Source organism: Pseudomonas sp. FYR_7 (assembly GCF_043106155.1).
GTDB lineage: Bacteria > Pseudomonadota > Gammaproteobacteria > Pseudomonadales > Pseudomonadaceae > Aquipseudomonas > Aquipseudomonas parafulva_B.
This window is the reverse complement of record NZ_JBICMI010000075.1, coordinates 44,899-70,237: the sequence shown is the minus strand read 5'-3', so window position 1 is coordinate 70,237 and position 25,339 is coordinate 44,899. Positions and strand designations below refer to the sequence as shown.

Sequence of the window (25,339 nt, the reverse complement as noted above, 5' to 3'; positions counted from 1 at the left end):
TCAGTTCTCCAGTACGCTCAGCAGGCCAAGGGGCAGGGGCACGTCCATGACGCGGTCGAACAGCCAGTAGAGGAACAGGCTCATGCCGACCACGACGATGGCGCTGTGCAGCCAGCGACCGCCATACAGGCGCGCCATGGGCACACCGGCCAGGATGGCGCTGAGGATGAAGCCAAGGGATTCGAAGGTGGCCGCGAAGATCAGCAGCAGGCCGATGCAGGCGGCGATCTTGGTCAAGGTCGCCTTGTCCAGCGCCGGCTCGTCGTCCTTGTGCACGATCGGCGTGGGGCGGATCGCCATGTACAGCAAGCCCAGGCTCATCAGGCCGAGCATCAGCAGCGGGTAGGCACGCGGGCCTACCGGCTCATAGGAAAACGCCGCCTGATAAGGCCAGGCCATCACGGCCAGGGCGGCGCAGACGGCCAGCAGGATCAGGGCGAAGATGCGTTGCAGGATCATGGAGGAATCCTCGGTAAGTAGCGATGGGAGCGGCACACCCGTGAACCTGGGCCAAGGCCCAGGCTAGGCACGGCAGCGTCTGCCTGCTCCCGCCAGGAAAGCCCAGCGGTCTGGATTACTGGACCAGGCCGAATTCCTTGGCCAGCATCTTGTAGTCAGCGACTTGCTTCTTGACGTAGCCATCGAGCTCTTCACCCGTCATGGCGAAGGGGAACAGTTCGCGCTGGTCACGCAACTTGGCGAAGTCTTCGGAGGCCAGCATCTTGTCGAACGATGCTTTCCACCAGGCGTAGTCTTCGTCGCTCACTTTCGGGCCGAGGTAGAAGCCGCGCACCACAGGCCAGACGATGTCGTAGCCCTGCTCCTTGGCAGTGGGGATGTCCTTCATGGCCGGGTCGTCCAGGCGCTTTTCCGAAAACACGGCCAGCAGGCGCATGTTGCCGCTCTCGATGTGCGGCATGGAGTCGGAAATGTCGGTGGAGCCTACCTGGATATGGCCACCGAGCAGTGCGGTGGCAATTTCGCCGCCGCCTTCGAGTGCCACGTAGCGCAGGTCGCGTGGGTTGATGCCGGCAGCCTTGGCGATCAGGGCGGTTTGCATCCAGTCTTGGCTGCCTACGGTGCCACCGGAGCCAATCACCACCTTGCTCGGGTCTTTCTTCAGGGCAGCGACCAGGTCGTCGAGGGTTTTGTAGGGCGAGTCGCTCTTGACCGCGATTGCGCCATAGCTGGTGCCGACGGCAGCCAGCCATTTCACTGCATTTTCGTCGAAGCGACCGAACTTGCCCTGGGCCAGGTTCAGCAGCGAACCGCTCGACCAGGCCACCAGGGTTCCCGCATCGGCAGGGCGCTGGGCCACCACGGCGTTGTAGGCCACGGCGCCGACACCGCCCGGCATGTAGGTCACGCGCATGGGCTTGCTCAGGATCTTCTCCTGCACCAGGGCGCTTTGCACCAGCTTGCAGGTCAGGTCGAAGCCACCGCCAGGCGAGGCCGGGGCGATGCACTCGGGGCGTTTGGGTTCGGCGGCCAGGGCATTGCCTGCCAGTAGTAGGCAACCGGTTGCCAGTACGATATGGCGCAGTGAAAAGGTCATGGTCTATCTCCGTAGGCGTTGTTGTTATCGGGTTACCACAGGGCGACGCTGTAGCTCACCAGCAGCCGCACTTCGTCGGCGTCACGGGCGAAATTGGAGCGGAAGGTCGCGTTTCGCAGGCGCACCGCCACGTTCTTGAGCGGGCCGTTCTGCACCACGTATTTCAGCTCGGTATCGCGTTCCCATTCCTTGCCCTCGCCACCGCTGGCACGGCTGACGTTGTCGCCGCTGATGTAGCGGGTCAGGAACGTCAGGCCAGGCACGCCGAGTGCGGCAAAGTTGTAGTCGTAGCGGGCCTGCCAGGAGCGCTCGTCGGCATTGGCGAAGTCGTTGATCTGGACGAAATTGACCAGGTATGGGTCGGCACCATCGACATAGGGGAACGCGCTGTCGCCGGTCAGCTGCTGCCAGCCGGCGCTGAACTTGTGCCCGCCCAAGGCATAACTGACCATGCCGTTGAAGGTGGTATTGTCGATGCTGCCGGCCCTGGCAGCGCCTGCGTCATCGCTCAGCGCCAGGCGCAGGTCGAAGGCCAGTGCGCCTGGGCCCACGGCTTGGGTGGCGAGCAGGCCGATGAAGTGCTGGCGGTAGATGTCGTCCAGTTGGGCGAAGTGGTAGCTGCCGGTCAGCCGGTCGTTGAACTGGTAGTCCAGCCCGGCCAGGGACAGGTTGTCTGCGCTGAACGAGCCACCGAAGCGGCCGTTCTTGTTGTTCAGTGCCAGGTCTTCCCAGTTGGTGTCGTCACGGTCCTTGGCCTTGTCCAGGCGCCCGCCGGTGAAGGTCAGGCCCTTGATTTCCTTGGAGGTGAGCAGCCCGCCTTCGAACGTCTGCGGCAGAATGCGGCCATCGTTGGGGCGAAGGGTGGGCAGAGAAGGGATCAGCGTGCCGATCTTGAGTTCGGTTTTGGAAATCTTGGCCTTGGCGGTCAGGCCGAGCTTTGAGTACTCGTCGGCAGCTTTGCCGTTGTCATGGGTCGGCAGCAGGCCGCTGCCGGTACGGTCTGGGCTTGAATCGAGCTTGATGCCCATCATGCCGAGCGCATCTACGCCGAAGCCTACGGTGCCTTCGGTATAACCGGATTCGAGGTTGAGCATGAACCCCTGGGCCCATTCGTCGCGCTTGGATTGTTGCGCACTGGTGCCATCGCGAAAGTCGCGATTGAAGTACATGTTGCGGGTTTCGAAGGTGGCCGTGCTGTCTTCGAAGAAGGCGGCCTGGCTGAGCGGGGCGACGCCGGCGAGCGCGAGGGCGCTGGCAATGGCGCTGGGGCGTGCGGCAAAGGAACGAGCAGGTGCGAATGCCTGCGGCTGCAATGACAGCATCGTTGTGGCTCCGTTTCTTGTTCTTATTCGATTGCACCTTGCTGGTGCTTTATTCGGCGCTCGGGGCGACCGTGGTGCGATGCTAGGTAACGAACCTTTCGCTAACCTTTCAGCGTGAAAGGTTTGTCGAGCCGGCTTCACAGGTCGCCGCGGCGGGGTACACTCCGCGCCATCGCCCCACCGAACAGGGACAATCCGATGCGTGTGTTGCTGGTAGAAGACCATCTGCAATTGGCTGACAGCGTGGCCCAGGCCCTGAAAGGTCTAGGCCTGACGGTGGATGTGCTGCATGACGGGGTAGCTGCCGACCTTGCGCTTGGCAGTGAGGACTACGCCGTGGCCGTGCTCGACGTGGGCTTGCCGCGTATGGATGGCTTCGAGGTGCTGGCACGCTTGCGCGGGCGTGGCAAGACCCTGCCGGTGCTGATGCTCACCGCCCGTAGCGACGTCAAGGATAGGGTCCATGGCCTGAACCTGGGGGCTGACGATTACCTGGCCAAGCCGTTCGAGTTGACCGAGCTTGAGGCACGGGTCAAGGCGCTGCTGCGCCGTAGTGTGCTGGGGGGTGAGCGCCAGCAGCGCTGCGGGCCGCTGGTGTATGACCTCGATACCCGGCGGTTCACCTTGGGTGAAGCGCCGTTGTCCCTGACCTCCCGCGAGCAGGGGGTGCTCGAAGCCTTGATTGCCCGGCCGGGCCGGGTGATGAGCAAGGAACAGTTGGCGGCCCAGGTGTTCGGCCTGGACGAGGACCCCAGCCCCGATGCCATCGAGATCTACGTCCATCGCCTGCGCAAGAAGCTCGATGGCCATCCGGTGGCCATCGTCACCTTCCGCGGCCTGGGGTACCTGCTCGAGCATCGCGATGCGTGAAAACATCAGCCTGCGTGGGCGCCTGCTGGGCAATCTGGCGTTGCTGCTGGTGGTCCTGATGCTGGCCAGTGGGCTCAGTGCCTACTGGAACGGCCGTGAGGCAGCGGACACCGCCTACGACCGAACCCTGCTGGCGTCCGCCCGCACCATCGCCGCGGGCCTGTCGCAACGCGACGGCTCGTTGAGCGCAGATGTGCCCTATGTGGCGCTCGATACCTTTGCCTACGACAGCGCTGGACGCATCTACTACCAAGTCCTGGACATCAACCAGCGGCTGATTTCAGGGTATGAAAAGCTGCCGCCTCCGCCGCCTGGCACCCCCCGCACCGATGACTATCCCGCCCTGGCGCGATTCTATGACGCGACGTATCTGGGACAGAACGTGCGAGTGGTCAGCCTGCTCAAAGCGGTGAGCGAGCCGAACATGAACGGCATGGCGGAAATCCGCGTGGCCGAAACGGATGAGGCGCGGGTGAGCATGGCTCGCGGCCTGATGGGCGATACGTTGCTGCGCCTGGGCATGTTGGCCCTGGGCGCTTTGGTGATGGTGTGGTTCGCCGTCAGTGCGGCGCTGCGACCGCTCGAGCGCCTGCGCACAGCGGTCGAAGAGCGCCAGCCGGACGATCTGCGCCCGTTGCCGGTGGTGCAGGTGCAGCCTGAGCTGCGGCCACTGGTAGGGGCGCTCAACCATTTTACCGAACGTCTGCGTGCACAGTTCGAGCGCCAGGCGCAGTTCATCGCCGATGCTGCCCACGAACTGCGTACGCCCTTGGCGGCGCTCAAGGCGCGGGTGGAGCTGGGTTTGCGCGCCAGTGAACCGCAGCAGTGGCATCAAACGCTGGAAGCGGCGGCCCAGGGCACCGACAAATTGACGCACCTGGCCAACCAGTTGCTTTCACTGGCACGTGTGGAAAACGGCGCGCGCGCAATCGCCGAGGGGGGCGCCCAGCGCTTGGACCTCAGCCAGCTGGCGCGCGAGCTGGGCATGGCCATGGCGCCGTTGGCGCACAACCGCGGGGTTGCGCTGGCCCTCGAGGCGCAGGCGCCGGTATGGCTCAAGGGCGAGCCAACGTTGCTCAACGAGCTGTTGAGCAACTTGGTCGACAATGCCCTGGCCCACACCCCCAAGGGTGGCAACGTCATCCTGCGCGTGCTCGCGCCTGCGGTGCTCGAGGTGGAAGACGACGGCCCCGGCATTCCAGAGGCCGAGCGTGAGCGGGTGTTCGAGCGTTTTTATCGCCGTAGCGCCCAGGGCAGCGGGTTGGGCCTTGCGATCGTGGGAGAGATCTGCCGGGCTCACCTGGCGCAGATCAGCCTGCATGATGGTGACAACGGCGGGCTGCGCGTGCGGGTGAGTTTCATCGCTGACTGAGCGCAGGCGGCCGGAGTACCCGGCGTCCAGACAGTGTGAAGCCCTCAGCGCAACAAGCTTCGGGCTTCGAGCAGGTCCTCGGCGTGCAGCTCGCTGCCCAGGGGCAAGCCCAGGTGTCGGTAGGCTGGCAAGGCTGCCAGCGGCCTTTCCCGACCACGTTGGCTGACACAGCGAGCGATCTGGACCACATCGATGTAGTCGATGCGGTCGGTCTGCCGATCCAGGTCCTGAACCAGGCCAGGCAGCTTGACCAGCTGTTCGGGGAACTCCCAGGCCTTGAGTATCTTGTCGCCCAGGACGGGCTGGATCAGTTCGATGACATGGTGCAGGCAGACCGGATCGGACAGCAGTTCGTTGTGCTCCTCGGCGTAGATCAGTACCGGCAGCGCGCCGATCTGGTTGACCAGGCCGCCCAGTGCCGCCTGATCAGGCTTGAGCCGCGTGTAGCGCCGGGCCAACTCGTAGCTCATCCCCGCGACTTCGAGGCTGTTGGCCCAGATTTCGCGCAGTTTCTGCTCCACGGCAGGCGAGCGCGCATGGAAGATCTGCTCGATGACCAGGCCGATGGCCAGGTTGCAGCTGTAGTTGATGCCCAGGCGGGTGATCGCCGTGTGCAGCTCGGTAACCTCCACCGTGGCTCGCAGCAGCGGGCTGTTGACCACCTTGATCAGGCGTGCCGACAAGGCGGCATCGCGGCCGATCACCCGGCTCAAGGCCGCCACGCTGATCTCGCTGTCTTCCGCAGCCTCGCGGATGCTCAAGGCAACCTCAGGCAAAGTCGGAAGTACCAGGTCATCCTTTTCGATGGCATCCAGCAATTGCGCCTGGACCATTTCGGCCAGCTTGTTCATGGACATGTCTACCGCAGTGGTGAAGCGGCCCCGCTGTCGTGGCAGGGCGGGGCTGGTCAGCGCTGGATTTCCCTGTCGCGGTCCAGTTCGTAGGGCAGGGGCAGCACCTGCAGGCGCGGGCCTTCGAGATGACCCAAGTGCAGGTTGCCATCTTCCACGGCATCGGCTGCGATCACGGCGAGCAGTTCACAGCCAGTGCCGGTACTGGCCGCCATCACCACGTCGCCCACCGAGGAGCCATGCACGGGGGAGAACAGCTGCTCCCCGGCTGCCGGCAGGGCTTGCTGATTGATGGCCAGGCGGTACATGCGACGCTTGAGCTTGCCCAGGTACTGCATGCGCGCAACGATTTCCTGGCCGGTGTAGCACCCTTTCTTGAAGCTGACACCATCTACGGCTTGCAGGTTGATCATTTGCGGAATGAACTGCTCGCGGGTAGGGCCCAGCACCTGGCCGATGCCGGCGCGTATCTGCCCTAGCAGCCATGGGTTGAGGTCACCTTCGGGCAACGTACCGGCCAGGGTCTTGCGCACCTCGCCTGCCAGCTCCGCCGGTGCCCAGAGTTCAGCGCGACCTGTGCTGACCGTTACAGCGATCAGCCCTTCTCGCCGTGCAGTGCTGCCGGCTTCAGGTGCCAATTCCAAACCCAGCGCCGCAAGCGCTGCCTGGCCGTCGTGCAGGCCGAAACGCACCCAGGCGGCGCTCTCGTCGGTCAGGGTGGCCTTGGAGAATACGGCGTACTTCTTCAGGTCGGCCAGTTGCGGCTCCAGCAGTTCACTGGCCATGGCCAGGAGGTAACCGTTGCCTTCGGGCAGAATCCTGAAACTGGACTGCATGCGCCCCTTGACCATGCAACGTGCGCCAAAGCTGGCGTATTCGGGGCTGAGGTAGTTGATGTTGCAGGTCAGCTGGCCCTGCAGGAACTTGCCTGCATCGGAGCCGCGGACAGCGAGAATGCCTTCGTGGGACAGAGGGCAGAAGAAAGCGGTATCGGCCATGGGTCATCGCGGTGGCTTAAAGTCTGGGGCCATCATAGAACGCCGGTAACAAAATAGGTAGGTGACTTAGACCAACAGCTGGCTGTCGCTTCGCGTGGCTGACTGTATACTGGCGGGCCACTCGAGGAGGGCCCCATGGTCGAACAAACTGAACTCAACCGGCTTTTCTGGCACAGCCGCCGAGGCATGCTGGAACTGGACGTCCTGCTGGTGCCTTTCACCCAGGAGGTCTACCCCACCCTCAACGAAGCCGATCGTCAGTTGTATGTTCGGCTGCTGAGCTGTGAGGACCAGGACATGTTCGGCTGGTTCATGGAGCGTACCGAGTCCGAGGACCCGGAGTTGCAGCGCATGGTTCGCATCATCCTGGACCGTGTCCAACCCAAGTGAGTGGTTCGAATGCCGCTGGCAGGGCTCACGCCTGTTGCTGGCGGCCTACCTGATCTGCCAGGTACTCGCCTGGTTCGCCGTGCTTGTCAGCCCGTTACCGTCCTGGTTGGTGTTGCTGGTGATCGCCGCGTGCATTAGCCATGCGGCTTGGACTATTCCGCGTCGTATTCTGTTGACCCATGTTCAGGCTGTCACCGGGCTGCGCCGTGATGGGGCCGGCTGGTGGGTGTTTTCCCGCGCTCGGGGGTGGCAGCCGGTACGGCTGTGTCGTGACAGCATCGCGTTGCCGTCGCTCGTGGTGCTGAGATTCATCCCTGTTGGGGCTTGGTGGGGGCGCAGCCAGTGTGTGCCCAGGGATGCGCTTGGGACAGATGAGCATCGGCGTTTGCGGGTAAGGTTGAAGTTCAGCCGCAGGCGCTGGGTGGCGCCCATACAGCCCTAACGACCGAGCCGAGCGCCGCGTCTCCTCGCTCTCGCTCTTGCTTTTAAGCGCGCGGTAGCCCAGGCGCCGCAGATCGCGACTTCAGGAGGCCGAGCGCAGGGCTTGCGGAGGGAGGTGACAGGCATGGATGCCTGTCAAGCGCTGGGCCCCAGGATGGGGCCTGCAGCGCGGTCCTCCCGGGAGCAAGCCCGGAGCGAGGGAACCCCGGAGCGTAGCGCAGGGGCCGGATGACAGGAGCAGGCGGTTTTTGCTTACTTTTTGACAAGACAAAAAGTAAGCCGCCGTAAGGGCGGAAAGGTGACTGTGCGCCACCCGTGCCAATGAATACCAACTTGCTGTATGCGCCCACGCTTTCAAGTTTCAAGTTTGATTGCGTTGGCGTGGGTATTGAAAGAGAGCATATTCCATTTGCGATGGCGACGCTTAGTCACCTTTTCGCCATTACGGCGAGTCACTTTTTGTCAAACGCGACAAAAAGTAACCAAAAAACGCTGCGCTCCATTCATACGGCCCCTACGCTGCGCTTCGGGGTTCCCTCACTCCGGTCTTGCTCCCGGGAGGACCGCGCTGTAGGCCCCATCCTGGGGCCCAGCGCTTGACAGGCATCCATGCCTGTCACCTCCCTCCGCAAGCCCTGCGTTCGGCCTTCTGAAGTCGCGAAGATCAAAAGCCAAAGCAAGATCAAGATCAAGATCAAGATCAAGATCAAGATCAAGATCGAAACCGCTTCAGCTGTCCTTGGTTCCCCTCTATTCAATCGGGCTGAAGCACCGTATCCCTGGCCTCACCAAGCATCGCCGGATAATCCAGCGTGTAATGCAACCCACGGCTCTCCTTGCGCTGCATCGCCGAGCGAATCATCAACTCCGCCACCTGCGCCAAATTGCGCAACTCGATCAAATCCCGACTGACCTTGTAGTTGCTGTAGAACTCGACGTGATGAGGCTAAACCCAATGGATACAGGGGTTTCAGCCGATGACCATCAATCCACGCTCCCAAACTGGGACAAACCTGTTACAAACTGCCCTCGCCAAGCCATACCACTACCGCCGGTCTGGTCGCTATTACCTTCGCCTTCGCCCTCAAGGCACCGCTAAGGGCTTCTTCACGCTATCACTCAGGACCACCGACAAGGCCACCGCTATGACCATCTCGCAAGACATCCTCTCGACCCTCAAGGCATACCATCTGGACAACCCAGAGGCTTCATGGGATGAGCTGAGAGAGCGTCTCTTGGACATCGCTGAGTACAGCCTGACGATGGCCCACGGTGATAGCTCATTGGTCGCCTACGAGATGATTAACGATGAGCACCATCAGGCTCTCCGTGAGGCAAGCGCAAAGCTGCCCCTGAGCGTCAATCAGCAACGGGCTGTGAGTAAGGCATTGGAGATCATTGAGGCGTCTCAGGAGCGCATGAAGGGCAGGTCGGGGAATCTGGTGGAGATCGTAAAGGGTCTCAAGGATGAGTGTTGTAGCACGTCAGTGGCCCTGTCTCCGTCCCTATCTGTAAGTTCATCTGAGCGGCTGACCTTCAAGGCTCTGTCTGCGCTGTACATGGAGGAACGCAAAGACAGCATTCAGGCCAGCACCATGCGGGACGTGAGATCGTCCTGTGAGGCTATCGCTACGATCCTCGGTGACTTGGACTTGAAGGCCCATACTCGGGAGGACATGAAGAACCTTCGGGACAAACTCCTTGAGGACCGCAAGCCATCGACGGTGAAGAAGCTACTGACCCGGCTATCAACTGTCATGGACTGGGCTGTGCATAACGGTTACCTCGATAAGAGCTTCGACAAGGGTCTGAAGCCAACCAAAGGCGCTGACAGTTCCCGAGAGGCGTTCTCTCAGGATCAGGTCAAGGCCCTCATGGCGCACGCTAAGACCCTGCCGGTGGACGCATGGCTGCGTTGGGCATTGTCCCTTGGGGTCATCGCTGGGACCCGTATCGAGGAACTCAGGCAGTTAACGAAGGCCGATGTTAAGCAGGTCGGGGATGTCTGGGTTATCGACATCAATAGGAACGATGGCAAGACAGCCAAGACCAAGAATGCTTTGAGGGTCATCCCGTTGACCGATGGCGCCTATGGGTTCGACCTGAAGGCTTTCCTTGAGTTTGTCCAAAGGGCGGACTCTCGCCTGTTCGCTTTGGGCGCTGGGCGATTCTCTGAGTTGCTCAATGGGCTTATCCGTGATGTCTTGGGTGTGAAGGCTGATCGGACGCAAACCTTCCACTCGCTACGGCACTCTCTGGCTGGTGCCTTGAAGGCCGCTGAGATTCCTGTTGGCACCGCTGAGTCCATCTTGGGGCACGCTTCGGGGTCGATCAGTTATGACCTGTATGGGGCGGGCAGTGCGGTTGAGGTGGGGCGTATGGCTGAGGCACTGAAGACTGCCTTTCTCTAATGGCATGAAGGGTCTGCCGCTTGCGGTGGACCTGCTTTGAAAAGCGCAATTTCATGGGCATCGAGCTGGATGTCCTCGTGGGTCACCCTGAGCATGACCTGCTGTTCGTGGCCGCACAGGTCGCAAAGGCTGCCGGTATCACTGACCCGAAGTACGCAATCCGTGACTACCTGCACCGGGTCGCAATGGTACGCAACAAGCCAGGAATGCAGATCAAGGAACTGCTGGTGGGTAATGTGGGGAATTCACCCACTATCACAGAGGACGAGGCTCGGGCCGTGATCCACTACCCACGGTGGCGAGACGCTTGGGTGCTGAATGAGTCGAGCGTCTACGAGATGCTGACCCGTGGCCACGCTCCCCAGTCTGAGCCGTTCCGTAAGTGGGTCTTCGAGGAAGTCCTCCCGACCATCCGCAAGACCGGTCAGTACAACGCTGCTGAGTCCTCTGACCCAATCGCTGTGGGCATCATGGATGAGCTGAAGCTGCTGAGAGGGGAGTTCAGCCGGGTTACCGGCGAGTTGGTGGAGCTGAAGGGTCTGATCCGTCACGAACGGATTAGTCTCCCTTAACATCCCAAGGGCTACCCAAAGGTTAACCGCTGTGGGTCTGATCGGTCAAAGTCCGATTAGTCTCCCCAAAGGCAACCCGAAGTCCCATGTTTACTGGGTCCCGGTCGATTGACGTTTAAAACCCCTCACTATGGCTGCACCGTCGCAGCGGCCATTCGGAGGACCACGCCATGACCCGATCCACACCCGCCACTTTCGTCACCACGTCACCTAAGAGCTTCTCGGCGGCCCCCAAGGAAAACGAAGAACGTGAGCCGTTTGAACCAGAAGGTTATGACGGGGCACTCGATGTACCTTCGTACTATGGCAACGATCTGGAGTATTTCGGTTACGATCAGCGATAGCCATTCGTGAAGTCGAGCAGATGTCAACAGGAATTTAAAAACCCTCACTATGGCAGTAGGCAGAGAACAACAAGAAAAAAATCTCTCGCCACCTACCGGTTCCTCAAGGACCGATCAGAGACGACCAAGCGATAAGAGACCAGCCACCACTACGGTGATGCGAGCCAGCGCCAACAGTCCCCGATAAGCAGACCTCAGTGTCTGGCTCCAGTAGGAAGGAGCACAGCTTGATATTGTCGATCCATGAACCGATGCCCACGAAGGGCACCGTTGGGTAGACCGTGCATGGAATTGGGGCCGCCATGCATCGCTCAAGTTGTACGGGGGCCTTAACTTAAAGATTACTCTTAGAGCAACTCTATTATTATAATCTTTAAATCAATCTTTAAATAAGACTAAAAGATTTCTAATAGACCCCTCTAAGTTAGGGATTGGTCTTGCGACCATAATATCCCTATTCGATAAGTCATCTCAAAGGAGACCATATGAAATTTCACTTTGTACTTGACGGCATCCCACAAGGACGCCAAGAGACCCTGTTGTCTATTGAGGCAGCCATGCCCACTGGTCGCCACCGTCTCGCTGTCTTCAATCTCAAGAACCTGAACCTTCGGACCAGCAATGGCCCTGGGCGATGTTTTGAGTATGTGTCAGGCAAGCTGGGAGCGTTCCTGCTGGGTCCCCTTGAGGAAACCTTGAAGGCCACCGGCCTCGACCTGATCCGCCTCTACCATGCAATCAATGCCGTGCCTGTGGTCCTCACAGCTCGCTAACAGCCGTCGCCACGGTTGATCCCTTCGATGCCCTTCAGGCTTGCCATGTCCTGAATCAGCGTCATCAAAACCATTTGAAACCCAGAACCTTTTGATCGTCCTTGAAGATGCCCGCGAAGGCTTTCTCCTTGGCCGTCTGGTCGTGCGCGTCTATGGCGCAAGGACGAATCAAAGGGTCCCCAATAGGAGAACCCAAACCATGAAAATCACTATCACGAAAGTCCTGAAGAACGAAGTCACCGTGTCGGGCCAGACCCTGAACCGTGAGTACGTCGAGAACATCATGTTGCCCATGCTGGTCGCCCAATGCGGGACCGTTAAGGGCCAGCAATTCGAGATCGTTAAGGCGTTCGATGAGGCCGGTCTGTCGCTCCAAGCGATTCCCGTAGTTGCCCGAGAGTACCGCCAAGACCAATACCAGAAGGCCCAAGAGAAGGCTCAGAGAGAGGCTGAGGCCCGTTGGCATCAAGAGCGCTGCCGTGAGTACACACCTCGTGAGATCGCCCAAGCGAAGGCCGATAAGGAAGCCCGAGCCGCTGCCATTCGTGAGCATGGTGCCCGTATCCGTGCTGCCTCCCGTGCCAATAGCGCTGGCTGGTAACAGCACCTCGACACACAACCACTTCATTCATCTATTCAGGAGAAACAACCATGACTAAGCCATTCCAGTACACCAAACCTTCGACCTACACCACCGCCATCACCGATGAGCACACTGGGTCGATTCGATTCAACACTGCTGATGTTCGCCCAGAGACCCAAGCGGCCACCGATGTATCCGTCTATGTGGAGGCCCTTGTGGAAGCCGCTGAGGACTATTTGAACGGCGATGAGTGGCGAGAGGCTGCCATGGAGGCAACCCCTTGCGAGTTCCGTCCGGCTGGCTCTGAGGCCACTGGGCAACAAATCATCACCATGGCCGACCGCTCTGTCACCTTCGACCCTCGTAAGAACTGGGATAACCAGACCGTCGAGAAGGGCGAGGTCCTGGCCGGTTCTGTGATCTTCACCGAGGCGACCGACAAGGCATTGGTCATCAGCCACCGAGCTACGATCTTTGACCACAACCTGATGGCAGGCTTCACCGTCCAGTCTATGGAGCAAACCGCTGACAAGATGCTTCGTGACATTGAGCACAGCGCAGCCGGTAAGGTCGCTGCCATCTTGGCGACTGCCCCAAGCACTGAGAGCGTCTCTGAGGCCAAACCAACGGGTAAGCCTGCTGAGATCGCTGAGGACCTCATCGACATCCTCACGACCCACGTTAACCAGACTGTAGGGACCTCGCTGAGCGACTTCGTGATCCTGCTGCCCGTGTCACTGGTGGCTGTTCTTGAGCGTGCTGCTCAACGTGCTGGTCAGGACTCTATCGAGGACCTCATTGGCGCAGGCGTACAGCCGTATACAGGCACTGACCACGGCGTCTTCATGTTGCCCAAGCTTTTCACCTCGCTGAGCTACCGTGAGCGCCAAGACGGTAGCATCTGGAAGATTGAAGCGACTCGCAACCCAAACGCCCAAGGCTGGGACCTTGAGATCGTGGCTGTGGTGGACATCATCGCCAATGGCATGGTCAAGGTAGCTCTGACCGAGGATCGTCTTCAGACCGTTCAAGTGCCGTTCCCGCTGGTCACTCGCATTGCCCTGAGCTGATCGAAGGGAAACCCTGAGCTGATCTAAGGGAAACCCTGATAGCCCCGTAAGGCCGGACCTAAAGAGGGACCGGCAGGGGCACAGCTTCACCTATCCGCATCATCGCCCGTCGCTGGGCATCTATCTAACCGAAAGTCTTTCTGTTTGTTCCTTCATGCCACCGGCAGAACCCTTGGTCGGGTCTTTCGGCTGCCGGTGGGAGCGAACTTGAGGGAGCAAACAAGAGGAAAACAGACTATGACCATGACCACCAATACAGCGACCATCTTCGAGAACATCTCCAAGGCCGGAGCGGTATCCTCAACGACTCTCAACGGCTTACCCGGTATGTCGTCCTTGGAGATCGCTGAGATCACCGGTAAGCGCCATGACCATGTACTCAGAGACATCCGAAAGATGCTCAACGAGCTGGAAAGGGAGACCCCAAATCTGGGGGCACCTCAATGGGTCGAGGCCAGCTACCAGTCCAGTCAAAGCAAGTTATTACCGCTGACCATCCTCGACAAAGAGCTGACCTTTACGCTGCTCTCCCGGTATTCCTTCAAGCTGTCCAACATGATCGTCAAGCGCTGGCTTGAACTGGAAGGCTCAGGGTTTGAACGTGTGTCGATACAGGCTGCTGTGGTTCACCTGCTCGAACGAGAGAAGGACAACTATCGAATCGCAATGAGGGACATCAAGGCCGCTGCAAGGCGTCTCAAGGCCCGCTGAGGTCGTTGATTGATACTTCCTCAAACGAAGCGTGACGGGCTATGCTCAATAGCTAAGTTGCCCACAAAAAGGTCCCGCGATGAGTGTCACACTGTGCTACACCTACAAGGGCAAACGGGTAGTCACTAAGGTGCCTGTCCAGTCTCTGACACCACATGCGGCGCTATGCTATGCCTTGCTTCAATCAGGCGCTTCTAATGACCAATCTCAAGGGAGTTGGCCGCATACCTATGAGCGCCTCCTTGAGGTAGCCCTGCAACACGAACTCACAGACGTTCGCTTTCACAAGTCACTCTAACCCTTCAAGGAGAACCCCATGGACCACCTACAGGCCCTCTACTGGGTCTGTCTGGCCGTTCAACTGGGGTTCTGGTTGTGGTCGCATAGGCCCCCTTGAGAATCTGACAGAAAAATCTGAAAGGTCACCATTACAAGACTTCCCGCGCAGGCTCCCCCGTAGGCCCTCGCATGGGTGCCCGTGGGCGCGTTAAGGACCCTCGCGGGCAGGCGATAAGGACCCCAGCGATGGGACAAAGATGCGCCAAAGCTGTAACAAACCGGGGCCTTACCGTGCTACGCTGAGGCTTCCTAACGTGCCTCATTCGGTCGGTGTAAGGATCGTATCCTTCGCTTCTGAAAGCAGCCCTGGATAGTCCAGCGTGTAGTGGAGACCCCGAGATTCCTTGCGTTGCATGGCTGACCTAATCATCAGCTCCGCTACCTGAGCAAGGTTCCTCAGTTCGATCAGGTCCCTACTTACTCGGTAGTTGCTGTAGAACTCATCGATTTCATCCAGCAACAACCGCACGCGATGCTGCGCCCGTTGCAAACGCTTGCTGGTCCGCACGATCCCCACGTAATCCCACATGAAGCGCCGTAGCTCATCCCAGTTATGCGCGATGATCACATCCTCGTCCGAGTCCGTGACCTGGCTGGCGTCCCATCCCGGCAAGGCCTCAGGCATGCCCACATTTTCGAGGTTCGCCTGGATGTCGGCCGCCGCCGCCCGGCCGTAGACGAAGCACTCCAGCAGCGAGTTGCTGGCCATGCGATTGGCGCCATGCAGCCCCGTGAAGCTGGTTTCGCCAATCGCATACAGCCCCGGCACATCCGTGTGTCCTCTGTCGTCCACCATGACGCCACCACAGGTGTAATGCGCTGCCGGCACGACAGGTATTGGCTGGCGCGTGATGTCGATGCCAAAGCTCAGGCACCGCTCGTAAACGGTGGGGAAGTGGCTCTTGATGAACTCGACAGGCTTGTGCGAGATATCCAGGTAGACACAGTCCACCCCCAGGCGCTTCATTTCATGGTCGATCGCCCGCGCCACGATGTCGCGCGGGGCAAGCTCCTCGCGCGGGTCGAAGCGGGGCATGAAGCGCTCGCCGTTGGGCAGGCGAAGCAGGGCGCCTTCGCCACGCAGGGCCTCGGTGATCAAAAAGCTCTTGGCCTGCGGGTGATAAAGGCACGTAGGGTGGAACTGGTTGAATTCAAGGTTTGCGACCCTGCAGCCGGCCCGCCAGGCCATGGCGATACCATCGCCGCACGCGCCATCCGGGTTGCTGGTGTACAAGTACACTTTCGCCGCACCCCCCGTGGCCAGCACCGTGAACCGCGCACCGAACGTGTCCACCTGGCCCGTGTTGCGGTCCAGCACGTAGGCGCCCAGGCAGCGCTCGCCGTCCAGGCCCAGGCGCCGCTCGGTGATCAGGTCCACGGCCACACGCTGCTCCAGCAGCTCGATGTTCGGGCGCTGCCTGGCCTGGGCCAGCAAGGTGTTGAAGATGGCCGCGCCCGTGGCATCGGCGGCATGGATGATGCGCCGGTGGCTATGGCCACCTTCACGCGTTAGATGAAATTCGAAGCCTGCGTCGACCACGCCGTGGGGCTCGTCCCGGGTGAACGGCACGCCTTGCTCGATCAGCCACTCGATGGCTTCGCGGCTGTGCTCAACGGTAAAGCGAACGGCGTCTTCGTGGCACAGGCCGCCACCGGCATTGAGGGTGTCCTCTACATGAGACTGAATCGTGTCGGCGCCATCGAGCACCGCCGCTACGCCCCCTTGGGCCCAATAGGTCGAGCCGCTGGCCAGGTCACCTTTGCTCAGCACCGCAATGCGCAGATTCGCAGGCAGGTTCAGGGCCAGGCTAAGGCCCGCTGCGCCGCTGCCGATAACCAAGACATCATGTTGGAATTGTTGGCTCATGTCAGGACACTAGTAATCTTCGGAAGGGGCACGGCACAATAGCCACGCGTCGATGGCATTGTGAAACTATCGTTTACTGGCCGGGTAGCCTTTATAGCAGCCTCGGGTGGCCCTTTTCCATGCCGCTCGCCCGGTAACGGCAGGCATTGTGGGAACTTTCCAGCGTGCCTGGAAATCCTATGAAGGCTGCCCGCACGCCAACAATTTGCCGCGGCGACGCAGGGCGGTAGCTCGACATTGGGCTCACCTGCGTATTCGTAACCTGATTATCGACGTTGTCGGCTGCTGCCGTACCGCGTCTTCCGTGCACGCCGCTCAAGGTCTGCAGGAAACTTGCTTGGAGGGGAGAACTTTTGCGCAAAGCCCGAGTCTATGGTTGCAAGCCTGAGCAATGGCCGCTGCAATACTCCTTCGAGTTCACCGAGGAGTGTTCATGCTAACCCAGGAAGAAGATCAGCAACTGGTCGAGCGCGTACAGCGCGGCGACAGGCGAGCTTTCGATCTATTGGTGCTGAAGTACCAGCACAAGATTCTCGGGTTGATCGTGCGGTTTGTCCATGACACCCACGAAGCCCAGGACGTAGCACAGGAAGCGTTCATCAAGGCGTACCGTGCGCTTGGTAATTTCCGCGGTGACAGTGCGTTTTACACGTGGCTGTACCGCATCGCCATCAACACGGCGAAGAACTACCTGGTGTCCCGTGGAAGACGGCCGCCAGACAGCGATGTGAGCTCCGAGGATGCGGAGTTTTACGACGGCGATCATGGCCTCAAGGATCTTGAGTCCCCGGAGCGCTCGTTGTTGCGGGATGAGATCGAAGGCACTGTCCATCGCACCATTCAGCAACTGCCAGAAGACTTGCGTACGGCGCTGACCCTGCGAGAGTTCGATGGCCTGAGTTACGAAGACATTGCCAGCGTCATGCAATGTCCAGTGGGTACCGTGCGCTCTCGGATCTTCCGCGCTCGGGAGGCCATTGACAAAGCCTTGCAGCCTTTGCTGCAGGAAACCTGAGACAGCGGCTACAGCCAAAAGAGGAACCGCCATGAGTCGTGAAGCTTTGCAGGAATCGCTGTCCGCGGTAATGGATAACGAAGCGGACCAACTGGAATTGCGTCGGGTATTGAACGCCGTCGACGATGCCGAAACCCGTGCCACCTGGTCGCGTTACCAGGTAGCCCGCGCAGCCATGCACAAGGAGCTGCTGCTGCCTAACCTGGACATCGCCTCGGCGGTATCCGCGGCACTGGCCGATGAGGCCGTACCTGCCAAGGCCAAGCAAGGCCCATGGCGCACTGTAAGCCGTGTGGCCGTTGCCGCGTCGGTTACCCTCGCCGTACTGGCAGGTGTGCGCCTGTACAACCAGGACGATATCACCGGTGCTCAGCTGGCTGCCCAGCAGCCTGTTCAGCAGGGTGTGACCGTGCCTCAGGCCCAAGGCCCTGCCGTGCTGGCCGGCTACAGCGAAAGCAGTGATCAGCCGACCGGCCCAATGGCCAACGGCGTGCTGCAGAACCAGGCTGGCTGGGATCAGCGCCTGCCAGGTTACCTGCGTCAACATGCCCAGGAGTCCGCTCTGAAGGGTTCTGAAACCGCTTTGCCTTACGCCCGCGCCGCCAGCCTGGAAAACCGCTAATTAGGGAGGCTCATGCGCGCGCTACCTCTCCTGTCGCTGCTGCTCGGCAGCTGCATGACGGTGCCAGCATTGGCAGCCAATTCTTCGCCCGAGGCGAACGAGTGGCTGAACAAGCTGGCACAGGCCGAGCAACGACAGAGCTACCTGGGCGCCTTCGTTTACGAACGCAACGGCAGCTTTTCAACCCACGATATCTGGCACCGTGTCCAAGAGGGCAAGGTCAGCGAGCGGCTGCTGCAGCTCGATGGCACCGCCCAGGAAATCGTGCGCGTCGATGGCAAGGTACAGTGCGTCAGTGGCGGGCTTGCCGAGGGTATCTCGGCGCCGCCCGACAGTGCGCCACGCCGCCTTGACCCCCTCAAGCTCATGAGTTGGTATGACCTGTCCGTGTCCGGCAAATCTCGCGTTGCAGGCCGGGACGCGGTGGTCGTGTCACTCTCGCCGCGTGATCAGCACCGCTATGGCTACGAACTGCACCTGGACCGTGTGACGGGCTTGCCGCTGCGCTCGCTGATGCTCAACGAGAAAGGTCAGTTGCTGGAGCGCTTCCAGATGACTCGGCTCGAAGCGCGTGTGCCAACCGACGACGATCTGCGCCCCAGTTCCGCCTGCAAGCCCGTGGTGGCGGCAGCCCCTGCCGGCGGGGCTGTGTCTGGGTGGCGTTCCGATTGGCTGCCTTCGGGGTTTGAAGTGGTCAATAGCACCATCCGCCGCGAACCTGGGCAGGGTGGCCCGGTCAGCACCTTGATGTATGACGACGGTCTGGCGCGGTTCTCTGTTTTCATCGAGCCTGTGAAAGGCGAGGCTGGCGCCGATGTGCGTACCCAGTTGGGCCCGACATCGGCGGTATCGCGGCGTCTGAGTACACCCAAGGGCCAGATGATGGTGACCGTTGTTGGCGAGATCCCGCTCGGCACGGCCGAACGCGTCGCCTTGTCGATGCGCCCTCAAGACGCCCAGGCGAGTCATTGATCGAAGGCTGATGGCGAGCGTTCTTGTGCAGAGCGTGGCTTTTTGAAATGAAATTAAAGCATTGTCATTTGCAATCTGACGGCAAATTTTCTATAGGTCAGGCTTCTGGGAGCCTGGCCATTGCTGCGTTGTGCAGGGTCGTTTTTTAATTACCGCTCGTTGTGACGGGAGCCGTATGTCAATACCTCGCTTGAAACCCTATCTATCGTTCTTCGCGGCCGTGCTGATGCTCGGGCAAGTGCTGACGGTCCAGGCTGAAGAAGCCTTGCCGGATTTCACGACACTGGTCGAGCAAGCCTCGCCGGCAGTCGTCAACATCAGTACCAAGCAGAAGCTTCCGGACCGTCGCATCGCTGCGGGTCAAATGCCGGATCTTGAAGGCCTGCCGCCAATGTTCCGCGAATTCTTCGAGCGCAACCTTCCGCAGCAACCGCGTGCGCCGCGTGGTGATCGCCAGCGTGAAGCGCAGTCACTGGGCTCGGGCTTCATCATCTCCAGCGACGGCTATGTGCTGACCAATAACCATGTAATCGCCGACGCCGACGAAATCATCGTGCGCCTGTCCGATCGTAGCGAATTGCAAGCCAAGCTGGTCGGTACCGACCCGCGCACCGACGTCGCGCTGCTGAAGGTGGAGGGCAAGAACCTGCCTACCGTCAAGCTGGGGGATTCGGAAAAGCTCAAGGTCGGCGAATGGGTATTGGCCATCGGTTCGCCGTTCGGTTTCGACCACTCGGTGACCAAAGGTATCGTCAGTGCCAAAGGCCGCACGCTGCCTAACGACACCTACGTACCATTCATCCAGACCGACGTTGCGATCAACCCGGGTAACTCCGGGGGGCCGCTGTTCAACATGAACGGCGAAGTGGTGGGGATCAACTCGCAGATCTTCACGCGCTCCGGTGGCTTCATGGGCCTGTCGTTCGCGATCCCGATCGACGTGGCCATCGATGTCTCGAATCAGTTGAAGAAAGACGGCAAGGTCAGCCGCGGCTGGCTGGGCGTTGTCATCCAGGAGGTCAACAAGGACCTGGCTGAGTCCTTCGGCCTGGACAAACCGGCCGGTGCGCTGGTCGCCCAGGTGCTTGAAAATGGGCCTGCTGCCAAAGGCGGCCTGCAGGTCGGTGATGTCATCCTGAGCATGAATGGCCAGCCAATCATCATGTCGGCCGACCTGCCGCACCTGGTAGGTGGCTTGAAGGATGGTGCCAAGGCCAAGTTGGACATCATTCGCAACGGTAAGCGTCAAACCCTCGATGTCAGCGTTGGCGCACTGCCAGACGACGATGCCGACATCGGTGCCGGTGCCGGCGACAGCAATGTCGAGCGCAGCAGCAATCGCCTGGGCGTCTCGGTGGCCGACCTTACTGCCGAGCAGAAGAAGTCCCTGGAGCTCAAGGGCGGCGTGGTCATCAAGGAAGTGCAGGATGGTCCGGCCGCGATGATCGGCCTGCGTCCGGGTGACGTCATCAGTCACCTGAACAACCAGGCCATCGGTTCGGCCAAGGAATTCACGCAGATCGCCAAGGAACTGCCGAAGAACCGCTCTGTGTCCATGCGCGTGTTGCGCCAGGGGCGCGCCAGCTTCATTACCTTCAAGCTCGCCGAGTAAGCGCGGCGGATACGGGAGGAGGGCAGCGACAGCTGCCCTTTTTCATGTGCAGTGAGACTCCCCTGCCAAGCTGCAGGTGACGGCCGGGCAGAGGAATCTCCCACATCCTGGCAGCTTCAGGTACAATTGCCGGCTATTTTTCGGCGGGCGTCCGGCTCGCAGCCTTTTCCGAGTGTTGACCCGTGAGTGATTTGAGTCATATCCGCAATTTCTCCATCATCGCCCACATCGACCATGGCAAGTCGACGCTGGCCGACCGTTTCATTCAAATGTGCGGTGGCCTGACAGCGCGCGAAATGGAAGCCCAGGTGCTCGACTCCATGGACCTGGAGCGCGAACGCGGGATCACCATCAAGGCCCACAGCGTCACGCTCAACTACAAGGCCCAGGACGGCAAGGTCTACCAGCTCAACTTCATCGATACCCCCGGCCACGTCGACTTCACCTATGAAGTCTCGCGCTCGCTGGCGGCGTGCGAAGGGGCGTTGCTGGTGGTCGATGCCGGTCAGGGCGTCGAGGCTCAGTCCGTCGCCAACTGCTACACGGCCATCGAGCAAGGCCTGGAAGTCATGCCGGTCCTGAACAAGATGGACCTGCCACAGGCCGATCCCGATCGCGTCAAGGACGAGATCGAGAAGATCATCGGCATCGATGCCACCGACGCTGTGGCCTGCAGTGCCAAGAGCGGCATGGGGGTGGACGAGGTGCTCGAGCGCCTGGTGCATACCATTCCCGCCCCGACTGGCGATATCGACGCGCCGCTGCAAGCCCTGATCATCGACTCCTGGTTCGATAACTACCTGGGGGTGGTCTCGCTGGTGCGCGTGCGCCACGGTCGCGTCAAGAAAGGCGACAAGATTCTGGTCAAGTCCACCGGCAAGCTGCACCTGGTCGACAGCGTGGGCGTATTCACGCCCAAGCACACCCAGACCGCCGACCTCAAGGCCGGCGAAGTAGGCTTCATCATTGCCAGCATCAAGGACATCCACGGTGCCCCGGTTGGCGATACCCTGACCCTGTCGTCCACTCCGGAAGTCGAAGTGCTGCCTGGGTTCAAGAAGATCCAGCCGCAGGTATACGCCGGCCTGTTCCCGGTCAGTTCCGATGACTTCGAAGACTTCCGCGATGCCCTGCAGAAGCTGACCCTCAACGATTCGTCCCTGCAGTACATGCCCGAAAGCTCCGACGCCCTGGGCTTTGGCTTCCGCTGCGGGTTCCTGGGCATGCTGCACATGGAGATCATCCAGGAGCGCCTGGAGCGCGAGTACAACCTGGACTTGATCACCACCGCGCCCAGCGTGATCTACGAGTTGGAACTCAAGACGGGTGAAACCATTGTCGTCGACAACCCGTCGAAGCTCCCAGACGTCTCGTCGGTCATCGACTTCCGCGAGCCGATCGTGACCGCGACCATCCTGGTGCCGCAAGAACACCTGGGTAACGTGATCACCTTGTGTATCGAGAAGCGTGGCGTTCAGCGCGACATGCAGTTCCTGGGCAGCCAGGTGCAAGTGCGCTACGACATGCCGATGAATGAAGTGGTACTGGACTTCTTCGACCGCTTGAAGTCCACCAGCCGTGGTTATGCTTCGCTGGACTATCACTTCGATCGTTACCAGTCGGCCAACCTGGTCAAGCTGGATGTGTTGATCAACGGCGACAAGGTCGATGCCTTGGCATTGATCGTGCACCGCGACAACGCTGCATACAAAGGCCGCGCGTTGACCGAGAAGATGAAGGAGCTGATCCCGCGGCAGATGTTCGATGTGGCGATCCAGGCAGCCATTGGTGGCCAGATCATCGCGCGTACCACTGTCAAGGCGCTCAGAAAGAACGTACTGGCCAAATGTTATGGCGGCGACGTCAGCCGTAAGAAGAAGCTGCTCGAGAAGCAGAAGGCCGGTAAGAAACGCATGAAACAGGTGGGCAACGTGGAAATTCCACAAGAAGCCTTCCTCGCCGTGCTCAGGTTGGATAGTTAGGTCCTATGTCGCTAAATTTCCCGCTGTTGCTCGTCATTGCCGTGTTCGTGTGCGGTCTGTTGGGCCTGATCGACCTTTTGTTCCTGGCGCCGCGCCGACGTGCGGCGATCGCCAATTACCAGGGCAGTGTCAGCCAGCCGGAACCGGCGGTGGTCGAGCGCTTGAACAAGGAACCCTTGCTGGTCGAATACGGCAAGTCGTTCTTCCCGGTGCTGTTCATCGTGCTGGTGCTGCGCTCGTTCCTGGTCGAACCGTTCCAGATTCCGTCGGGATCGATGAAACCCACGCTGGAAGTGGGTGACTTCATCCTGGTGAACAAGTTCTCCTACGGCATCCGCTTGCCGGTGATCGACAAGAAAGTCATCGAGGTGGGCGACCCGCAGCGCGGCGACGTCATGGTGTTCCGCTATCCCAGCGACCCGAACGTCAACTACATCAAGCGCGTCGTCGGCTTGCCCGGTGACCAGATCCGCTACACCAACGACAAGCAGTTGTTTGTCAACGGTCAGCGGGTCGCCGAGCAACTGGTGGGTACCGAGCCTGGGACCCTGGGCAGCGCTCAGCTGTACAAGGAGAAGCTCGGTGCTGCAGAGCACCTGATTCGCAAGGAGATGAGCCGTTATCGCATGCCGCCGGACCAGCAATGGACGGTACCAGCCGGCCATTACTTCATGATGGGCGACAACCGCGACAACTCCAACGACAGCCGCTACTGGGATGACCCCAATATTCCCAAGGAACTGCACGGCATGGTTCCGGACCGCAACATCGTCGGCAAGGCCTTCGCCGTATGGATGAGCTGGCCTGAGCCGAAACTCAGCCACCTGCCTAACTTGTCGCGGGTCGGACTGATCCATTGATACCCTTCGGCGCTGTCCATACAGCGCCGAATGCTTTTCTGACATAGGCTGTGTCTCAGGGATGGGAGATTCGCCGCCCAGCGTGCGGTGACCATGGCCAAACCGTCTTTCAGGATGCTGATTTGAACAACGCGTTTAACAACGATCGGGTGGCCGCATGACTGCTTCCCTTACCCGCCTGGAGCGAAAGCTCGGTTACACCTTCAAGGACCAGGACCAGATGCTCCTGGCGTTGACCCACCGAAGCTATGCCGGACGCAATAACGAGCGTCTGGAATTCCTCGGTGACGCCATTCTCAACTTCGTCGCCGGCGAGGCGTTGTTCGAGCGCTTCCCTCAGGCCCGTGAAGGGCAGCTGTCACGGCTGCGCGCCCGCCTGGTCAAGGGCGAGACCCTGGCCCGTCTGGCCCGCGGGTTCGACCTGGGCGAATACCTGCGCCTGGGTTCCGGCGAGCTCAAGAGCGGGGGCTTTCGCCGCGAGTCCATTCTGGCCGATGCGCTGGAGGCCTTGATCGGGGCCATTTACCTGGACGCCGACATGGACACGGCCCGCGAGCGCGTGCTTGCCTGGCTGGCCAACGAGTTCGAAGGGCTGACCTTGGTCGATACCAACAAAGATCCTAAAACGCGCCTGCAGGAGTTCCTGCAATCGCGCAGTTGCGAGCTGCCGCGTTACGAAGTGGTGGATATCCAGGGCGAACCTCACTGCCGTACGTTCTTCGTCGAATGCGAAGTGGCGCTGCTGAATAACAAGAGTCGTGGCCAGGGTGTCAGCCGGCGTATCGCCGAGCAGGTAGCCGCTGCGTCCGCATTGATCGCCCTGGGCGTGGAGAATGGCAATGACTGAGAACACCACTACCCGTTGCGGCTACGTCGCCATTGTCGGTCGCCCCAACGTCGGCAAGTCGACCCTGTTGAACCACATCCTCGGTCAGAAGCTGGCCATCACCTCGCGCAAGCCACAGACCACGCGCCACAACATGCTTGGCATCAAGACCGAAGGCCAGGTGCAGGCCATCTACGTCGATACCCCCGGCATGCACAAAGCCAACGACAAGGCCCTGAACCGCTACATGAATCGCAACGCCTCGGCGGCCTTGAAGGACGTCGACGTGGTGATCTTCGTGGTGGACCGCACCCGCTGGACGGATGAGGACCAGTTGGTGCTCGAGCGCGTCCAGTATGTGACCGGCCCGGTGATCCTGGCGGTGAACAAGACTGACCGCATGGATGAAAAGGCCGAGCTCATTCCGCACCTTCAGTGGCTGCAAGGCCAGCTGCCCAATGCCGAGATCGTGCCCATTTCCGCACAGCAGGGCCACAACCTCGAGTCGCTCGAAGCGCTGATTGCCAAGCACCTGCCGGAAAACGAGCATTTCTTCCCGGAAGATCAGATCACCGATCGCAGCAGCCGCTTTCTGGCTGCCGAGCTGGTGCGCGAAAAGATCATGCGCCAACTGGGCGCCGAGCTGCCTTACCAGATCACGGTCGAGATCGAGGAGTTCAAGCAGCAGGGGCATGTGTTGCATATCCATGCACTGATCCTGGTCGAACGCGACGGGCAGAAGAAAATCATCATCGGCGACAAGGGTGAGCGCATCAAGCGCATCGGTTCCGACGCGCGCAAGGACATGGAAGTGCTGTTCGACGCCAAGGTGATGCTCAACCTCTGGGTCAAGGTCAAAGGCGGCTGGTCCGATGACGAGCGCGCCCTGCGCTCGCTGGGTTACGGCGACCTCTAAGGCTCACGCGGCCTGATGCGAGTACGCCCCGGTCGGTGCGTTCTCGCCAGCGTCTGCCTCACGCG

At 60.4% G+C, this 25,339-nt stretch carries 25 protein-coding genes and 1 pseudogene; 19 read left to right on the top strand and 7 right to left on the bottom strand.

Going from position 1 to position 25,339, the window contains the following annotated elements:
- The 3 genes from ACF8R3_RS18515 to ACF8R3_RS18505 form a co-directional block, all read right to left on the bottom strand.
- The gene (locus ACF8R3_RS18515; protein WP_058603193.1) at positions 1-459 is read right to left on the bottom strand and encodes a tripartite tricarboxylate transporter TctB family protein; all 459 of its coding nucleotides are present in this window, start codon (positions 457-459) and stop codon (positions 1-3) included.
- Positions 460-574: 115 nt separating this feature from the next.
- Positions 575-1,555: a tripartite tricarboxylate transporter substrate binding protein gene (locus ACF8R3_RS18510; RefSeq protein ID WP_058603192.1), complete on the bottom strand. Its 981-nt coding sequence runs from the start codon at positions 1,553-1,555 to the stop codon at positions 575-577.
- Between the two features lie 32 nt (positions 1,556-1,587).
- Positions 1,588-2,877: an OprD family porin gene (locus tag ACF8R3_RS18505; protein ID WP_058603191.1), complete on the bottom strand. Its 1,290-nt coding sequence runs from the start codon at positions 2,875-2,877 to the stop codon at positions 1,588-1,590.
- 198 nt (positions 2,878-3,075) lie between these two features.
- Between ACF8R3_RS18505 and ACF8R3_RS18500 the strand changes: the two genes are divergently transcribed.
- Both ACF8R3_RS18500 and ACF8R3_RS18495 read left to right on the top strand, forming a co-directional pair.
- Positions 3,076-3,747: a response regulator gene (locus ACF8R3_RS18500; RefSeq protein WP_392515996.1), complete on the top strand. Its 672-nt coding sequence runs from the start codon at positions 3,076-3,078 to the stop codon at positions 3,745-3,747.
- The gene (locus tag ACF8R3_RS18495) at positions 3,740-5,119 is read left to right on the top strand and encodes a sensor histidine kinase (RefSeq protein WP_058639953.1); all 1,380 of its coding nucleotides are present in this window, start codon (positions 3,740-3,742) and stop codon (positions 5,117-5,119) included. Before ACF8R3_RS18500 ends, ACF8R3_RS18495 begins: the two co-directional genes overlap by 8 nt.
- Before the next feature lie 44 nt (positions 5,120-5,163).
- Here ACF8R3_RS18495 and ACF8R3_RS18490 read toward each other — a convergent pair whose 3' ends face one another.
- Both ACF8R3_RS18490 and ACF8R3_RS18485 read right to left on the bottom strand, forming a co-directional pair.
- Complete coding sequence (locus ACF8R3_RS18490) at positions 5,164-5,970, bottom strand: HDOD domain-containing protein (protein ID WP_392515995.1); 807 nt, start codon at positions 5,968-5,970, stop codon at positions 5,164-5,166.
- Positions 5,971-6,026: 56 nt separating this feature from the next.
- Positions 6,027-6,968 (bottom strand): YgfZ/GcvT domain-containing protein, encoded by a 942-nt coding sequence (locus tag ACF8R3_RS18485; RefSeq protein WP_392515994.1) that lies wholly within the window; start codon positions 6,966-6,968, stop codon positions 6,027-6,029.
- A 135-nt stretch (positions 6,969-7,103) separates the two neighbouring features.
- Between ACF8R3_RS18485 and ACF8R3_RS18480 the strand changes: the two genes are divergently transcribed.
- Entirely contained in the window at positions 7,104-7,358 is a 255-nt protein-coding gene (locus ACF8R3_RS18480; RefSeq protein WP_058603186.1) for a succinate dehydrogenase assembly factor 2, read from the top strand.
- Positions 7,342-7,800: a protein YgfX gene (locus ACF8R3_RS18475; protein WP_325942499.1), complete on the top strand. Its 459-nt coding sequence runs from the start codon at positions 7,342-7,344 to the stop codon at positions 7,798-7,800. Before ACF8R3_RS18480 ends, ACF8R3_RS18475 begins: the two co-directional genes overlap by 17 nt.
- Before the next feature lie 753 nt (positions 7,801-8,553).
- On the opposite strand, the pseudogene ACF8R3_RS18470 reads toward ACF8R3_RS18475, so the two are convergent.
- Positions 8,554-8,733, bottom strand: a pseudogene (locus ACF8R3_RS18470) (L-aspartate oxidase); the annotation flags it as partial.
- A gap of 43 nt (positions 8,734-8,776) precedes the next feature.
- Here ACF8R3_RS18470 and ACF8R3_RS18465 point away from each other — a divergent pair.
- From ACF8R3_RS18465 to ACF8R3_RS18435, 7 genes are all read left to right on the top strand, one after another.
- On the top strand, positions 8,777-10,210 hold the full coding sequence (locus ACF8R3_RS18465) for a tyrosine-type recombinase/integrase (RefSeq protein ID WP_392515993.1): 1,434 nt from the start codon (positions 8,777-8,779) through the stop codon (positions 10,208-10,210).
- A gap of 53 nt (positions 10,211-10,263) precedes the next feature.
- Entirely contained in the window at positions 10,264-10,782 is a 519-nt protein-coding gene (locus tag ACF8R3_RS18460; RefSeq protein ID WP_392515992.1) for a Bro-N domain-containing protein, read from the top strand.
- A gap of 170 nt (positions 10,783-10,952) precedes the next feature.
- Complete coding sequence (locus ACF8R3_RS18455) at positions 10,953-11,126, top strand: hypothetical protein (protein WP_392515991.1); 174 nt, start codon at positions 10,953-10,955, stop codon at positions 11,124-11,126.
- A gap of 485 nt (positions 11,127-11,611) precedes the next feature.
- Positions 11,612-11,899, top strand: a complete 288-nt coding sequence (locus tag ACF8R3_RS18450) for a hypothetical protein (protein ID WP_200928560.1) — start codon at positions 11,612-11,614, stop codon at positions 11,897-11,899.
- 199 nt (positions 11,900-12,098) lie between these two features.
- Entirely contained in the window at positions 12,099-12,500 is a 402-nt protein-coding gene (locus tag ACF8R3_RS18445) for a hypothetical protein (RefSeq protein WP_054904073.1), read from the top strand.
- 50 nt (positions 12,501-12,550) lie between these two features.
- On the top strand, positions 12,551-13,552 hold the full coding sequence (locus ACF8R3_RS18440; protein ID WP_061202907.1) for a hypothetical protein: 1,002 nt from the start codon (positions 12,551-12,553) through the stop codon (positions 13,550-13,552).
- A gap of 237 nt (positions 13,553-13,789) precedes the next feature.
- A complete protein-coding gene (locus ACF8R3_RS18435; RefSeq protein ID WP_054903677.1) occupies positions 13,790-14,263 on the top strand; it encodes a Rha family transcriptional regulator in 474 nt (157 codons plus the stop codon).
- A 598-nt stretch (positions 14,264-14,861) separates the two neighbouring features.
- On the opposite strand, the gene nadB is transcribed toward ACF8R3_RS18435, so the two are convergent.
- Positions 14,862-16,469 (bottom strand): L-aspartate oxidase, encoded by a 1,608-nt coding sequence (nadB, locus tag ACF8R3_RS18430; RefSeq protein WP_392475570.1) that lies wholly within the window; start codon positions 16,467-16,469, stop codon positions 14,862-14,864.
- Positions 16,470-16,902: 433 nt separating this feature from the next.
- Between nadB and rpoE the strand changes: the two genes are divergently transcribed.
- The 8 genes from rpoE (at position 16,903) to era (ending at position 25,274) form a co-directional block, all read left to right on the top strand.
- Positions 16,903-17,484: an RNA polymerase sigma factor RpoE gene (gene rpoE / locus ACF8R3_RS18425; protein ID WP_003252049.1), complete on the top strand. Its 582-nt coding sequence runs from the start codon at positions 16,903-16,905 to the stop codon at positions 17,482-17,484.
- Between the two features lie 31 nt (positions 17,485-17,515).
- Positions 17,516-18,106, top strand: a complete 591-nt coding sequence (locus ACF8R3_RS18420; RefSeq protein ID WP_023535291.1) for a sigma-E factor negative regulatory protein — start codon at positions 17,516-17,518, stop codon at positions 18,104-18,106.
- A 12-nt stretch (positions 18,107-18,118) separates the two neighbouring features.
- Positions 18,119-19,078 carry a MucB/RseB C-terminal domain-containing protein gene (locus ACF8R3_RS18415; protein WP_058639318.1) on the top strand — a complete coding sequence of 320 codons (960 nt, stop codon included), beginning with the start codon at positions 18,119-18,121 and terminating at the stop codon, positions 19,076-19,078.
- Between the two features lie 226 nt (positions 19,079-19,304).
- Complete coding sequence (locus ACF8R3_RS18410) at positions 19,305-20,690, top strand: DegQ family serine endoprotease (RefSeq protein ID WP_372239223.1); 1,386 nt, start codon at positions 19,305-19,307, stop codon at positions 20,688-20,690.
- A gap of 182 nt (positions 20,691-20,872) precedes the next feature.
- The gene (gene lepA / locus ACF8R3_RS18405) at positions 20,873-22,672 is read left to right on the top strand and encodes a translation elongation factor 4 (RefSeq protein WP_392515990.1); all 1,800 of its coding nucleotides are present in this window, start codon (positions 20,873-20,875) and stop codon (positions 22,670-22,672) included.
- Positions 22,673-22,677: 5 nt separating this feature from the next.
- Positions 22,678-23,532, top strand: a complete 855-nt coding sequence (gene lepB / locus ACF8R3_RS18400; RefSeq protein WP_058605209.1) for a signal peptidase I — start codon at positions 22,678-22,680, stop codon at positions 23,530-23,532.
- 157 nt (positions 23,533-23,689) lie between these two features.
- Complete coding sequence (gene rnc / locus ACF8R3_RS18395) at positions 23,690-24,379, top strand: ribonuclease III (protein ID WP_078478083.1); 690 nt, start codon at positions 23,690-23,692, stop codon at positions 24,377-24,379.
- Positions 24,372-25,274: a GTPase Era gene (gene era, locus ACF8R3_RS18390; protein ID WP_058605208.1), complete on the top strand. Its 903-nt coding sequence runs from the start codon at positions 24,372-24,374 to the stop codon at positions 25,272-25,274. The genes rnc and era overlap by 8 nt, the downstream gene beginning before the upstream one ends.
- Positions 25,275-25,339 lie beyond the last annotated feature (65 nt).